Below are 14,247 nucleotides of genomic sequence, written 5' to 3' on the forward strand. Positions count from 1 at the left end.
TGCCGTGCCAAACAGCACGCTGCGAAACAGTTATAAACCTAAAAAGCGGACAATATCGGCGGGATAACGATTAAATCCAATGAAACTGTGATCACCGTTCGGTTCTACCGTCTGACGACAGACTGCATACTTTTCCACCGCCTGACGGTAATCCAGCACTTCATCACCTTCCTGCTGCAATAACCAGAGTAAATCCGGCTGATTCAGCTCAGGGATCTCAAGCACTTTCAGCTCATCCATATGAACTGGCGACAGAGTGTACTTCTCTTCCGTATACGGATTGATCTGCTCACCCAGATAATCTGCCAGCAGCTCAAAAGGCTTCACCGCCGGATTGACCAGCACCGCAGGCAACTGATGACGCTGGCTCAGCCAAGTGGCCAGATAACCGCCCAGCGAGCTGCCCACCAGCCCAATACGATACGTCGGCTTTAACTCAGTCACTAATGTATCAATAGACTGCGCAGCCTGGCTCGGATAAGACGGCAATTGTGGGATCTCAAGCCGGATATCAGGCCGGTTCGCCCGGCAGTATTGTGCCATCAGCCGGGCTTTCATCGATTGCGGCGAGCTGTTGAAGCCGTGCAGATAAAGCAGCAAAGATTGCATCAGTAACCTGCGGCGTCAAACTGAGGTGTGAAGCTGCGCTGACGTACCCGCTCGACTTGAGTCTCAATCTCACCGTTCGCTTGCAGGCTCAGCCATCGCCATCCGGGATTGGACTGATCCAGGGCAAAATCGTTGGAGTCAGGTTTGAACTGAATACAGGTCGACGGCGTGGCCAGCACCCGCACCCCCTGATACAGCACATCCAGCTCCTGGTGAATATGACCGCATAAGACGGCTTTCACCTGAGGATACTGTGCGACCACCTGCCAGAAAGCCGGGTGATTTTTCAGCTGATGCTGATCCAGCCAGCGGCTACCGGCGGCCAGCGGATGATGGTGCAGCAGCACCAGCGCATGACGGTCTGGATAAGCAGCCAGCGCCTGATCCAGCATCTGAAGCTGATCCGGGCTTAACTCACCGTGCGGTACGCCAACCACCTGACTGTCGAGCAGAATCACCTGCCAGTACTCACCGGCCAGTACCTGATCACAGGCCTTGATCTGCGGCGAAGGCAGCACACTTTTCATGCTGGGTTGATAATCGTGGTTGCCGGGCAGCCAAAAACAGGGCTGTACCCAGCGCCCGATGCCATCGGCAAAGCGCTGATAAGAGGCCGGCGTGTGATCCTGCGAGATATCACCCGTTGCAATAATGGCATGAAACGGCCGCAGCTGAGCAGCCACTTCATCGAGTACGGCATGAAAGCTGTCTTTTGTTGCGACACCCAGCAGGCTGCCTTTGGCATCCGCAAACAAATGGGTGTCGGTCAGTTGCAGCAAAAGGACACTATCTGAATTATCCTGCGGCAGAGAATAGGTCTGCAAAACGTCAAAACCTTGTTGAATGAAATCGTTAATAAACCGATTGCTTACTGAGACCGTTCTTCAGGCAGTAAGCCAGCCAATCTCCCAAAAAGCGATTAACCTGATGTTTTTCATCTTTTTGGTGCATCCGCATATTGGGGTAATCATACCTTGGCTTCAAACGTGAAATCTGCTGAATAGAACACACTTCTGCCACCCTGGCGTCATGATAGAGCCGCACTTTGAAGGTCGGCACCAGATAATCAGGCAAGCCTGCATCGGTTTCCATTTGCAGCTGAATCAGCGTGGTGTAGCGGGTTGATTCCAATATCCTGAGCTTATAATCATGGCCGCCAACCTGATAGGCACACTCCTCCCCTACTGCTTCACTTTTTGGCAGTAATGGAAGCAACTTCGCATAGTTGGTTTCATACAAACGCATGATACCTGCGAGATCGACCGTGTACCTTCTGTTCACATTCCGTCCTTAATCCAATCGGCCTGCAGTTGGTGATAGTGTAATTGCAACCATTGTAGCGCAATGATGCTGGCCGCATTTTCTATTTTACCAGACACCACCCAATCATACGCTGCTTCACGGCTGACCACATGCACCTTGATATCTTCACCTTCATCGTCCAGCCCGTGAATGCCAGCAGCCAGGCGGCTGTCCACACAACCGGCATAAACACTCAGGGTTTCTGAACACCCGCCTGAACTGGACAGATAACGGGTGACAGGGACGAGTTTATCCACCTGGATACCCGCTTCTTCCACCGCTTCCCGGCTGACCACTGCTTCCGGGTTTTCGCCCGGTTCAATCATGCCGGCCACAATTTCCAGTTGCCAGGGCTGACAATCGCCCACCAGTGCACCAATTCGGAATTGCTCCACCAAAACCACCTGATCACGCACAGGATCGTACGGCAGCAGAGCCGCCGCATGACCGCGGTCCAGCAGTTCCCGGCTCAGAGTCTGGCTCCAGCCGCCGGCAAACAAGCGATGACGGAAACGAAATGCCTTCAGGCTGAAGAAACCCTGATAAAGCGTTTCTTCATGCACTACTTCAACATCCATCGCACCGAGCGCTCCCGGTGTATTTCCGGACGGGTCAGCCATCAGTCATCTCCATTCATGGGCCTTATACGATTATCGTTCAGGGGCACTGGGGTCACAGTAAACCAAAACAGCATTTTTTCATTCATCGCCATGATGACGCAATGGGTGAGCTCAACTTTTTTGATAAATATTGCAGTAATATTTCATCAGAATCGAAAATGAGCACCCGAGATCTGGCGACTAATGTTAAACTGGTACAATATTACTTTCTTACAAGTAGATTTTTGCTGAGCTATGATGGAAATCAACCACTACCGTTGCGACATCTGTACAAAAAGATTGCAATTTTCTTCATAAAACAGCATGTTCTTTTGTTAAATTTGCACAAAAAAATCACAATTGATCAGTTTCAAGCAAGGTATCATCAGGTAAACTGAACATTGCACATTATTTTGTCAGGACCAGGAAAAAGCATTCATGAAAAAATTGCTTCCGCTTTATCTAGGCTTAGCACTGGGTAGCCTCAGCCCATTTGCCATGGCTGACGATCTTGCCGATATCTATGAACAAGCCAAACAGAACGACCCTCAGCTGCTACGGGCCGCGGCTGATAAAGATACCGCTTTCGAAGCGATTAATTCATCCCGCAGTACACTATTGCCTCAAATCAATCTGACTGCCGGATTGCAGGCCACCCGCCTGGACTATGATGATGAAGGTTTTACCGGTGGCCTGAGCCTGAGCCAGTCGCTGTATAACCGCGCCAGCTGGGTCAACCTGGATATCAGCGAGAAACAAGCCCGCCAAAGCGATGCCAGCTATGCCGTCGCTCAACAAAACCTGATTTTGCGGGTATCCACCGCCTATTTCTCGGTATTACGTGCGATGGACGACCTGGAATTCGTTCGCGCCGAAAAAGCCGCCGTTGGCCGCCAGCTGGAACAGACCAAACAGCGTTTTGAAGTTGGCTTGTCTGCCATCACTGACGTGCATGATGCACAGGCACAGTATGACAGCGTTCTGGCTGATGAAATCCTGAAAGAAAACGCCCTGACCAACAGCTATGAAGAACTGCGTGAAATCACAGGTCAGGCCCATCAGGACCTGTCTGTCCTCGATACCCAACGCTTCTCTGCCAGCAGCCCGAACAATACCGTTCGTACCTTGCTTGAAAGCGCAGAAAACGAAAACCTGACACTGCTGAGTGCCCGGATTGCCCAGGACGTTGCCCGCGACCGGATTGCACTGGCTGAATCAGGGCATTTGCCGACCCTGAGCTTTGATGCCGGCTACAGTTACAACGACATGCAGCAAGGACAAAGCAGCGATGAAGGTACCATTTCTGCAGGGATTAACCTGAATCTGCCGGTTTACACGGGTGGTCGGGTAACCTCTGAAGTGAAACAGGCCCAATACGCTTACGTCTCCTCCAGTGAGACCCTGGAAGAAACCTACCGCGGCGTCGTCAAAAATGTGCGGGCTTTCTATAACAACATCAACGCATCGATCGGCGCGTTGAAAGCTTACCAGCAGTCGGTGATTTCTGCCCGTTCAGCCCTGGAAGCCACCGAAGCCGGTTTTGATGTCGGTACCCGGACGATTGTGGACGTGCTGGACGCCACCCGCCGTTTGTATGATGCCAACCGTCAGCTGGCCACAGCCCGCTACGATTACATCATCAGCCAGCTGCAGCTCAAGCAGGCTGTCGGCTCGCTCAACGAACAGGACATTCTGGATGTCAACACAGGCCTGATTCCGGCCAAAAAATAAGGTCCGATACTGCCTGAAACAAAAAAAGCGCCGGCACGGCGCTTTTTTTTGTTGTGTTGAGCAGGCTGTCAGCCTTTGCCACCGCGAATGGCTTCAATGATTTCTGTCGTGGAACAGCCGTCTTCAAAGTTCAGCACACGCACTTCACCGCCATTGGCAATCACTTCCTGGCCGCCGGCAATCTGCTCTGGCTTGTAGTCACCGCCTTTCACCAGTAAATCCGGCAGAATTTCGCTGATCAGCCGCTGAGGCGTCTCTTCAGCAAAAGGAACCACCCAATCCACTGCACCCAGTCCGGCCAGAACCGCCATACGGCGATCTTCCGGATTGACCGGACGACCCGGCCCCTTCAGGCCACGCACGGAACTGTCGGAGTTCACGGCCACAATCAGGCGATCGCCCAGTTTTGCCGCTTCCGTCAGATAGGCCACATGCCCGGCATGCAGAATGTCAAAGCAGCCATTGGTCATCACCACTTTTTCGCCGCGCGCTTTGGCTGCCAGAACTGCTTGTTTGAGCTGGCTTTCGGTCATCACGCCAAACCCACTGTCCTGGCTGCCATGCACGGCATTGGTCAGCTCTATGGTCGAGAGCGTGGACGTGCCCAGCTTGCCGACCACCACACCAGCTGCGGCATTGGCCAGCTTGCAGGCATCAGACAAAGACTTTCCGGCCGACAGCGAAGCGGCCAGTACCGAAATCACGGTATCACCGGCACCGGTGACGTCGTAAACTTCTTTGGCCTGTGTGGGCATGTGCAGCGGCTCCTGACCTTTTTGCAGCAAGGTCATCCCATGCTCGCTTCGCGTCACCAGCAAGGCGTCCAGCTCAAACTGCTCGATCAACGCCAGACCTTTTTCCACCAGCTCTTCATCAGTTTTCGCTTTCCCGGCAACCGCTTCGAATTCAGTCAGGTTGGGAGTCAGCATTGTCGCGCCGCGATAACGCTCGAAATCTGTCCCTTTCGGATCGATCAGCACGGCAACGCCGGCACGGCGTCCCAGTTCGATCATCGCGCGGACATGTTCCAGCGCCCCTTTGGCATAGTCAGACAGGATCATTGCCTTCACATTCGGCAACGCCTGTTCCAGCCGTGGCAGAATCAGGTCGGCATCCACATCATGGAAACCTTCTTCGAAATCCAGACGGATCAGCTGCTGCCCGCGGCTCATCACACGCAGTTTGGTGATGGTCGGATAATCCGGCAGGGAAACAAAATCACAACGCACTTTGAGTGATGACAGCTTCTCATTGAGCGCCCGCGCAGCGTCATCAATGCCGGTCAGACCCACCAGACGGGCGTGGCCGCCCAGAGCGGCAATGTTCATGGCCACGTTGGCTGCACCGCCGGGACGCTCTTCTATCTGATCCACTTTCACAACAGGTACCGGCGCTTCCGGGGAAATCCGTCCTGTCGGGCCAGTCCAGTAGCGATCCAGCATTACATCACCCACAACCAGCACACTGGCTTGGTCATAATCAGGCAGTGTCAGTTTCATTCTTCTCTCCGGAACGGTAAAAACAGCGGCATATTATCATAAAAGCCTGTACGACATACAAACAGGGCATGTCACTGGCATCAGGTTAACACTCGGACGCCGGGTCAGATTCAGGCCGAAAAATACTTTGCCACAGTTGCTGCACCAGCTGTCGCTCTGCCGTAAACTGGCTGTCATCGACATAAGCATCATGGCCGAGCAAGTTGAGGCGGTGAATGTCATCTCGCAACGTGCAATAGGCCTGAATCAGCGCCATCGCCTGCGCCTCATCCAATACTCCTTTAGCTGCCATGGTTTCAAACAAACGGATATTATCAGACCAGCGGGTGAGTGCCGGCTGATCGGCACAATGGCGCAACACCAGATACTGAGTGATAAATTCAATGTCTGTAATACCGCCGGGATCCTGTTTCAGGCCAAACTGCCCCGGTTTTTTCGTGCCGAGGTGCTGACGCATTTTTTCGCGCATGTCCATGACTTCCTGACGCAACGCGCCGGCGTCACGCGGACGGGACAGTATGTCGGCCCGGACCTGATCAAATCCCGCTCTGAGGACCGGATCGCCATACACCATACGCGCCCTGACCAGTGCCTGATGCTCCCAGGTCCAGGCTTCCTGCGCCTGATAGGCCGCAAAGGCATCCAGCGGACTGACCAGCAGCCCTGAGGCGCCAGACGGACGCAAACGCACATCAACTTCATACAACACACCGGATGAAGTACGGGTAGAAAATAAATGGACGATTCGCTGCGTCAGCCGCAGGTAGAACTGGCGGCCGTCAATGGCTTTATCGCCATTGGTGTACACCTCTGGCGGGCAGTCATGCAGAAAGACCAGATCCAGATCGGAACCATAGCCCAACTCCAGCCCGCCCAGCTTGCCGTAACCGATGACACCGAACCCGGTGCTGTTGCGCTCTGCCAGATGTGACGGCTCGCCGTACTTGGCCACCATCTGTAACCAGGCCTGCTTGACCACAGCACTGATGATCGCTTCTGCCAGATAGGTCAGGTGATCGCTGACTTTCATCAGCGGCAGCACATCCGCGATGTCCGCCGCTGCAATACGCAATAACTGCGCCTGCTTAAACTGGCGGATGGCTTCCATCTGCTGCTCCATGTCCTCTTCCGGAATGCGCGCCAGGTACTCTTGCAGCTCAGGCTGATACTGATCCAAAGGCACGGGATTGTACAGGTGCTGCGGGTCGAGCAGCTCATCGAGCAAAATGGGATACTGAGCCAACTGCTCTGCCACCATAGAGCTGGCCGCACAGAGCCTGACCAGATGATCCAGCGCGCCGGGATGTTCACTCAGCAGTTCCAGATAGGTTGTCCGGGTGGCGATGCGCACAATCAGGCGGGAGACCCGCTCCAGTACCACAGGTGCATCTTCACGGGTGACAATCCGCACCAGCACTTCCGGCATCAGACGGGCCAGAACTTCACGGCCTCTCGGCCCGATGGTGCGCTTGGCCAGTTCTGCTTTCATATGGCTCAGCACTTCGGCCTGACGGGCAGCATCCGGGGCGGCAACATCACTTAAAATAGCGGTCACCAGCTCTTCGTCCTCAATCAGGGTCCACATCTCATGATAAGGCTGCGCCGCAACGTCCTGACTGTCTTCCTCATCTGTCCCGATGATGTCTTCGAACACCTGATGAATATCGGCCATATGCTGCTGGATCTGCCGTTGCAGCCCGTCCCAGTCCGGATATCCCATCGCGGTGGCGAGCCGTATTCTGTCCAGTTCGGTATCCGGCAGGGTCTGCGTCTGTTTATCATTGATGGCCTGCAACAGGTTTTCCAGGCGGCGCAAAAAGGCATACCCCAGCTCCAGATGCTGCACCTGTGCGGCCGGCAATAATCCCAGGGCGTTAACGGCATCCAGCGTTTCCCGCAGGCCGCGATGACGCAGGCTGGGTTCTCGCCCGCCACGGATCAGCTGAAAAGACTGGGCAATAAATTCAACTTCGCGGATCCCGCCGGGGCCGAGTTTAATGTTGTTGGTCAGACCGCGACGGCGAACCTCTGAACTGATCATGGATTTCATCCGGCGCAGTGACTGTATGGCACTGAAATCAATATAGCGACGGAAGACAAAAGGACGCAGCATCTGACGCAGAGCCTGATAATGGCCGGCGCTTTCATCACCCATGACTTTGGCTTTGATCATGGCGTAGCGTTCCCACTCCCGGCCCTGCTCCTGATAATAATCTTCCAGCGCCGCATAACTCATGACCAAGGGGCCACTGTCGCCAAACGGGCGCAGGCGCATATCGACCCGATAGCAAAAGCCATCGACTGTCTGTTGATCCAGCGCCTTGATCAATCTCTGTCCCAGACGGGTGAAAAACTGGGCGTTGGCAATGCTGCGCCGTCCGCCCTGGGTGTCGCCGTTTTCCGGATAGGTAAAAATCAGATCGATATCTGACGAGAAGTTCAGCTCACCGCCCCCCAGTTTGCCCATGCCCAGAATCAGCATTGGCTGAGCTTCGCCCTCGCCATTCACTGGCGTGCCATATTCCTGGCAACACTGCGCGTACAGCCAGTGATAGGCTTCCATGATCAGGGCTTCAGCAAGGCAGGACAGATGTGACAGGCTTTGGCTCAATGTGGCGAGGCCGGTAAAGTCGCGCCAGGCAATCCACACCATTTCACGACGACGAAAAGCACGCAACTCCCGGAGCAACACAGTCTCCTCCACGACCGATGACAAGATCTGCCTGAGCTCAGAACGGTATTGTCCGGCACGCTCCCCTGCAGACAGGGTTTGGCTCAGCCAGGGTAGCAAGCTGCCATCCTGCACCAGAGCGCTCTGGATGAAATCACTGAGACCGAGCACGGCCTTCAGGTCCTCTTTCCTGTCCGATGGCCACTGGGCCACCACATCCGGATGCGCTTGCTGCAGCTTTTCCAGAGCCCGTTCAGCAGCGTGTTGCAAGAGTGCGTGTGTCATATCAATTCCTTGGCAATCAGTCAGGGCTGTGCGCCCTATATCACAGGCAACCACCCGAGTTCGGTCAGGTTTGTTCGTTACAACCAATAAGATAACGGATTACGACGACAACGCCCACCGGTTGGTGGGCGTCTGGATCACATCACAGGTTGGGCACCGTCCGGCGCGATCAGATGCGAAAAGCCTGAATTTTCTGCTCCAGATCGGCGGAATGGCCTTTCATGGTGTCCGCTGTTTCTGTCAGCTCAGTCACAACCACCACAGAAGCTTCCACCAGCTCTCTGACATTATTCAGATTTTGGTTCATCTCTTCCGCCACCGCGCTTTGCTGTTCCGACGCTGTGGCAATCTGGAAGTTCATGTCATTGATGCGCTGGACCTGGGTAACGATTTTATCCAGTTCTCCGCCGGCGCTGGTCACCAGATCGACCCCTTCAGCCGCCTCAACCACACTTTGCTCCATCAGGCCAACCGCTTGCTGGGCACTGTCCTGCAACTGGCCAATCATGTCCTGAATTTCGACTGTGGCCACTTGGGTGCGCTGTGCCAGATTACGCACTTCATCGGCCACCACAGCAAAGCCTCGCCCGGCATCACCGGCCCGTGCCGCTTCAATGGCAGCATTCAAAGCCAGCAGGTTCGTCTGCTCGGAAATACCCTGAATCGTCACAATCACGCTGCCAATTTTCTCAACCCGGCTTTCGACCTGAGCAACAGCGTCCGCTGAAGCGCGGATATCCGTTGATAACTGATCAATGGTGGCGATCGTTTTCACCACAAATTCCTGGCCCTGATGCGCCTGTCTGGCCGTCCCTTCTGTGGCGCCGGAGGCTTCACGGGCATGCTCAGCCACGGTTTGGACGGTTGAGGTCATTTCGCTCATGGCCGAAGCCAGTTGGTCAATCTCGTGGAATTCTTCCTGCGCCGACTCTTTGGTTTCCTGCATGCTCATGGACATCACATCCGCCAGCTCATGCAGCTCTCCCGAAGCCGTGCGCTGATTCTGAATCACTTCTCTGAGCTGGATACGGGTCCGTTCCAGTTCGCGGGCCAGATCGCCGTATTCATCCTGACAGTTCATCACGATCGGCTGAGAAAGATCGCGGTTAGCCAGGCGCTTGATCGCATCGGCCAGATAGCCGGTCTGACGTAGCATCAGGCTGGCAGCGCCTAACAGCAAGACCATAAAAGCCAGGATCATCAGGGCTGTCTGCCAGGCTATCTGAACCATGTAGGCACTGTAATAACTGTCCGCATCATCGGCAGACTGCGAAGCAACTACGAGCCAGCTCCCCAGCCCCGCCAGAGGCACGGCGTACTCGAAGCGTTTCCCGCCGTCCAGAGTCAGTGCGCGCTCACTGCTTAACTGAGACAACACAGCCCCAAGCGGCTGGCCGTCCGGGCCGGTACGGCTCAGCGCCTTGAGCTGCCCGGCATCCGGATGCCCCAGTACCTGACCACTTTCGCTATTCACCAGATAGACAAAAGCGCCGCCCGTACTTTTCTGAGCCTGAACGGCAGCCAGAGCCATCGCTTGTCCCTGCTCACCCTGTGACAAGAGACGAGTCAGTATCGCCGCCTGTTGCTGCGCCTGCCCTTTGACCTGCTCTTTCTGAATATCAATCACCGACTGATAGAAAATACTGGCGTCCCACAATTGTTTTCCCACCAGTAAGACAGTGCTGAATACCATGAGTGCGATGAGTTTGGGAACCAGCCGGATATTACTCAGCCCTTTTTCCCAGGGTTTGAAAGCCATGTCAGCCATCATTATTATCTCTCCTTTGTCCTAGGATCTGTTGATCCTCAAGCGGTTCAGTCCTCGAACGCTTCGAATCATCGGCCTGGCTGCAAGGCGCCAGTATTGCATTAAGTGATCTGCAAACCGGCAAAAACGCAGTCTGCAGCCAGAACAGGCTTGCAATTCACTCAGCAACACCAGTAAATTCAACTTGCCAGCGGTACCAAGTATCATATATGCCTGTATTAAATATCTGAAATTGAATGATGAAAAAGATCGACGGTGTCAAACATGAACTGAATCCCATGAGTCTGGTGGCACTTGTCTTGTCATTCGTGTCACTGGCTCTGGTCACCAGCCTGTTCTTTATTCCGCGTAACGACAGGGTGTATACGCTGTTTATCACGATAGACACGATGATTTGTCTGTTTTTCTGGCTTCAGCTCACAGCTGATCTGCTGCGAAGCGAGAACAAAAAGGCGTTCCTGAAAACACACTGGCCCGATTACCTGGCCAGCATCCCCATTATCGAGCCGTTACGCTTTATGCGCCTGGTGCAGATCTTCCGGGTCATACGACTGATCCGCTCCGGCCAGCAACTCCTGCGCCATATTCTGGATTACCGGCGTGAAGCCACCATCGCCACCATTCTCCTGCTCCTCACTGTACTGGTTACCGTCGGCTCCTCATTGATCCTTATCATTGAAAGTAAAGATCCCAATGCCAATATTCAGTCTGCTGATGAAGCGATCTGGTGGGTATTTGTGACCATCTCCACCGTGGGATACGGGGATCATTATCCGGTGACCACACTGGGAAAAATACTGGCAACCGTCATCATTACCTGTGGCGTGGGTCTGTTCGGTATGGTGGCCGGTTTGATCAGCTCATTTGTTTCAGATCCCAATAAGCACAAACCCTCCCCCCAGCACCATGATCACATGCACTGGGAAAAGATTCTTGATAATCAGGAGCAGTTGCTTAAGCGCATTGATGATCTGGAACAGCGCCTGGCTGAATCCTCACAGCACGGCAAGAGAGGAAAAGAAAAATAGCACAACCGCCATTCAAACCGGTGGGCTTAGAGGAAACAACCAAAAACGCCTTCTGGATCAGAAGGCGTTAAGGATCGGCTGTGATGACGATGAGATCAAAATCAGGGCCAGTAAGGCGTCTGTGCCAATCCTATCTGACGGCTCTGATCCATCGCATGCAGCAGGGAGTCTTCCTTGCGGTGCAGCCATTTGTCGATCTGCCTGCGGTCCTCTTCATCTTCATAATCAGGCTGAAGGGCGCGAATCGGCTCAAGCTGGCGCAGATCTTCCATGCCCTGCAAAATATCCAGCCAAGGACTGCGAAACACTTCGCGGCGCTCGTCTTCATATAAAGAAGCAAAGCACAGGCCGCCAACCAGGTTCCGCAGCAGCCTTGCCTGCTGATCGAGATAATCAGCCCGGCTGAGTGCACGCTTCTCGCTGAAGGCCTCGGCCAGCTCTTCCCAGGCTTTCGACAAGGCCGAATCGGCAAACGATTTTGCCGATGCCGCCAGCCGCTCTCGGGCTTTTTCATCCAAGAAAGGCTGCCAGCCACGGCTGAGCAACCAGCTGCTGAGGTTCAGCAGCAAATTACAGTAACGGGCGGATTTCAGCAGTCGCAGAATGTCATCCGGCTCGGGCAGCTCTTCCTGACGCTCTTTCAGCTGTTTAACCAGAGATTTACGGGCATTGAGCTTTTTCAGTGCATGACCTTTTTCGGCCAGCCAACGCTGGATCGCATCCGCTTCCTGCAACCAGTCCAACTCCCCTTCAAGCCAGGTCAGTTCCTGACGCAGCTGTGCGCTGGCCCGGCGAGGGATCATGCTGCCATACACCACCAGCGTCTGACGGATCAGGGAAATCGAATGGCTGATCTCTGTCAGTGCCGGCAGTGCCTGACGCTCGACATAGATCTGCTCATGGTAATGCCAGTGCGCCAGCGCATGCTCCATAGCAATCACTAACGCATTTTCTGATGACACATCCGCAGCCAGGGGGACATAAGACAGAGGCAGCACATCATCGCCCTGATGCCCGGCGGCAAGACGATAGCCTCGTGCCGCTTTGCTCAGGTTCCCCAACCGCATGCCGCCTTCTTCGCACAGATCGCGAGCCAGAGTAAACAAGGCCTCAGTCTGACCGGATTTCAGCTCCAGCTCCACTTCGCAAATCGGCTCGCTGCGGTCATTGGCACGGACCTCCCCCTGATCGAAGGCCAATTCAATCTGGCTGCCATCCGGCATGGCAATCAACCACTGCTGGCGTTCAAAATCGGTAGAGAATAAAGGTGAGATCTGGCTGGAAATTGCCGCAACATCAAAGTGCTCAGGCCAGGCGTCGCTCGGATGTAAGGTTAAATCCGGTTGCGGGCCGTTGAGTTCAGCATTGTATTCGGGGCGCTGATGCAGCCCTGCAACAACACGACCGGCTGTCTTCAGGGTCTGAATATAAACATCATCAATCCGGCGAACCCGCAAGCCGATGTCGTGCTGACGAAGAATTTGCTCAGGGGTATCAAAGTAAATGTTACCCAGTCGTTTACTGCTTTGCTGCAAGATTTTGGCTTGAGCAATCTTCCGCAATAACTGACCCGAAAAATCCGCTGAGACGAAAAACTTCAGTTCTATCTCGGTTTCCATAATTGTCCCTATAAACGGTAGCCAGCCAAGGATATTGGCTAATCCGGCCTGTAGCAAGCAAGAAATCTCCAGAAATAGGCGTACAAAATGTGTTTCCCTGTACTAAGTTATACGTTAACATGCGCGCCATAGGGCCTGTTGACCTTTGGACTATTTGCTCTAATCAGTGCTGAAAAAGCGCTAATCAAGGCACGAATCATGGAGTTTAGTGCGCTAAATAAATGATGAGTAACGCAGAGAAGCGCTTGTTCTCCTCAACCTGAAGGGGTTGTGGGGACAATTCCGGCTCGTAACGTTACCCTCTTTCTCTAGCTCTCTTCAGCCATACCATATCTGCCTTTTGAAAGCATAGAACTCGCCAGTGTCGGGTCGATACTCCAAAGGCAACAGGCTCTGATCCATCGCTCAAGATTTCGCCTTTATTACAGGTATCTTTAGGTTGATCGGCTATGCCAGTAAATACAATTATGGGGCTCTTTGCTAAATCCCCAATCAAACCATTGCAACGCCATGTCACTCGTGTGAATGAATGTTGTGAATTGCTTGTTCCGTTTTTCGAGGCGTGTCACGCCAAAGATTGGGAAAAAGCCGGACAGTATCGTGAACAGATTTCGCAGCTTGAAAAAGATGCGGATGTGCTCAAGCGTGAAATCCGTCTCAAGCTTCCTCGTGGTCTTTTCATGCCAGTCGACCGGACTGACATGCTGGATCTCCTCACTCAGCAGGACAAACTCGCAAATCTGGCCAAAGATATTGCAGGTCGTGTCTACGGACGTCAGCTAGACATCCCTGAGAACCTTTACCAAGACTTTCTTGCCTATGTTCAACGCTGCCTTGATGCTGCCAATCAGGCCAGCCGCGTTATCCATGAACTGGATGAACTGCTGGAAACCGGTTTCAAAGGCCGTGAAGTCACCCTGGTGGCAGAAATGATCAATCAGCTTGACGTTATCGAAGATGATACCGACAGCATGCAGGTGATCCTGCGCCAGCAACTCCGTAAGGTCGAAGACCAGTACAATCCCGTCGATGTGATGTTTATGTATAAGATCCTCGAATGGATTGGCGGTATCGCCGACCAGGCTCAGCGTGTCGGTTCGCGACTCGAAATCATGCTATCCCGCTCATAACGAGCA

11 protein-coding genes are annotated in these 14,247 nt (G+C 53.8%); 3 read left to right on the plus strand and 8 right to left on the minus strand.

The features are described 5' to 3' along the window. Positions 1 to 30: 30 nt before the first annotated feature. Genes yqiA through nudF form a run of 4 tightly spaced genes read right to left on the minus strand, consistent with a single transcriptional unit; the run spans position 31 to position 2,531 of the window. Entirely contained in the window at positions 31 to 609 is a 579-nt protein-coding gene (yqiA, locus tag LN341_RS13205) for an esterase YqiA (protein ID WP_234203543.1), read from the minus strand. Then, positions 609 to 1,433, minus strand: a complete 825-nt coding sequence (gene cpdA, locus LN341_RS13210; protein ID WP_234203544.1) for a 3',5'-cyclic-AMP phosphodiesterase — start codon at positions 1,431 to 1,433, stop codon at positions 609 to 611. The genes yqiA and cpdA overlap by 1 nt, the downstream gene beginning before the upstream one ends. A 28-nt stretch (positions 1,434 to 1,461) precedes the next feature. Then, on the minus strand, positions 1,462 to 1,854 hold the full coding sequence (locus LN341_RS13215; protein WP_046222390.1) for a DUF1249 family protein: 393 nt from the start codon (positions 1,852 to 1,854) through the stop codon (positions 1,462 to 1,464). 32 nt (positions 1,855 to 1,886) lie between these two features. Beyond that, a complete protein-coding gene (gene nudF, locus LN341_RS13220; RefSeq protein ID WP_046222389.1) occupies positions 1,887 to 2,531 on the minus strand; it encodes an ADP-ribose diphosphatase in 645 nt (214 codons plus the stop codon). Between the two features lie 417 nt (positions 2,532 to 2,948). On the opposite strand from nudF, the gene tolC reads away from it, so the two are divergent. After that, positions 2,949 to 4,241: an outer membrane channel protein TolC gene (tolC, locus tag LN341_RS13225; RefSeq protein WP_046222387.1), complete on the plus strand. Its 1,293-nt coding sequence runs from the start codon at positions 2,949 to 2,951 to the stop codon at positions 4,239 to 4,241. Between the two features lie 68 nt (positions 4,242 to 4,309). On the opposite strand, the gene hldE is transcribed toward tolC, so the two are convergent. From hldE to LN341_RS13240, 3 genes are all read right to left on the minus strand, one after another. After that, positions 4,310 to 5,740 (minus strand): bifunctional D-glycero-beta-D-manno-heptose-7-phosphate kinase/D-glycero-beta-D-manno-heptose 1-phosphate adenylyltransferase HldE, encoded by a 1,431-nt coding sequence (gene hldE / locus LN341_RS13230; protein WP_234203545.1) that lies wholly within the window; start codon positions 5,738 to 5,740, stop codon positions 4,310 to 4,312. A gap of 85 nt (positions 5,741 to 5,825) precedes the next feature. Further along, positions 5,826 to 8,696 (minus strand): bifunctional [glutamate--ammonia ligase]-adenylyl-L-tyrosine phosphorylase/[glutamate--ammonia-ligase] adenylyltransferase, encoded by a 2,871-nt coding sequence (gene glnE / locus LN341_RS13235; protein ID WP_234203546.1) that lies wholly within the window; start codon positions 8,694 to 8,696, stop codon positions 5,826 to 5,828. A 169-nt stretch (positions 8,697 to 8,865) separates the two neighbouring features. Beyond that, positions 8,866 to 10,464, minus strand: a complete 1,599-nt coding sequence (locus LN341_RS13240) for a methyl-accepting chemotaxis protein (RefSeq protein WP_046222398.1) — start codon at positions 10,462 to 10,464, stop codon at positions 8,866 to 8,868. Between the two features lie 239 nt (positions 10,465 to 10,703). On the opposite strand from LN341_RS13240, the gene LN341_RS13245 reads away from it, so the two are divergent. Then, the gene (locus LN341_RS13245) at positions 10,704 to 11,492 is read left to right on the plus strand and encodes a potassium channel family protein (RefSeq protein WP_234205052.1); all 789 of its coding nucleotides are present in this window, start codon (positions 10,704 to 10,706) and stop codon (positions 11,490 to 11,492) included. A 101-nt stretch (positions 11,493 to 11,593) separates the two neighbouring features. On the opposite strand, the gene LN341_RS13250 is transcribed toward LN341_RS13245, so the two are convergent. Continuing rightward, positions 11,594 to 13,111: an inorganic triphosphatase gene (locus tag LN341_RS13250; RefSeq protein ID WP_234203547.1), complete on the minus strand. Its 1,518-nt coding sequence runs from the start codon at positions 13,109 to 13,111 to the stop codon at positions 11,594 to 11,596. Positions 13,112 to 13,560: 449 nt separating this feature from the next. Between LN341_RS13250 and LN341_RS13255 the strand changes: the two genes are divergently transcribed. After that, positions 13,561 to 14,241: a TIGR00153 family protein gene (locus tag LN341_RS13255; RefSeq protein WP_046222382.1), complete on the plus strand. Its 681-nt coding sequence runs from the start codon at positions 13,561 to 13,563 to the stop codon at positions 14,239 to 14,241. Positions 14,242 to 14,247 lie beyond the last annotated feature (6 nt).

Source organism: Photobacterium sp. TLY01 (assembly GCF_021432065.1).
Lineage (GTDB): Bacteria > Pseudomonadota > Gammaproteobacteria > Enterobacterales > Vibrionaceae > Photobacterium > Photobacterium halotolerans_A.

Bases quoted from the DNA above. Each gene is read 5' to 3' on its own strand.
- LN341_RS13250 (WP_234203547.1), bottom strand. From the start codon at position 13,111: ATGGAAACCGAGATAGAACTGAAGTTTTTCGTCTCAGCGGATTTTTCG.
- yqiA (WP_234203543.1), bottom strand. From the start codon at position 609: ATGCAATCTTTGCTGCTTTATCTGCACGGCTTCAACAGCTCGCCGCAA.
- glnE (WP_234203546.1), bottom strand. From the start codon at position 8,696: ATGACACACGCACTCTTGCAACACGCTGCTGAACGGGCTCTGGAAAAG.
- nudF (WP_046222389.1), bottom strand. From the start codon at position 2,531: ATGGCTGACCCGTCCGGAAATACACCGGGAGCGCTCGGTGCGATGGAT.
- LN341_RS13215 (WP_046222390.1), bottom strand. From the start codon at position 1,854: ATGCGTTTGTATGAAACCAACTATGCGAAGTTGCTTCCATTACTGCCA.
- hldE (WP_234203545.1), bottom strand. From the start codon at position 5,740: ATGAAACTGACACTGCCTGATTATGACCAAGCCAGTGTGCTGGTTGTG.
- tolC (WP_046222387.1), top strand. From the start codon at position 2,949: ATGAAAAAATTGCTTCCGCTTTATCTAGGCTTAGCACTGGGTAGCCTC.
- LN341_RS13245 (WP_234205052.1), top strand. From the start codon at position 10,704: ATGAAAAAGATCGACGGTGTCAAACATGAACTGAATCCCATGAGTCTG.
- LN341_RS13240 (WP_046222398.1), bottom strand. From the start codon at position 10,464: ATGGCTGACATGGCTTTCAAACCCTGGGAAAAAGGGCTGAGTAATATC.
- LN341_RS13255 (WP_046222382.1), top strand. From the start codon at position 13,561: ATGCCAGTAAATACAATTATGGGGCTCTTTGCTAAATCCCCAATCAAA.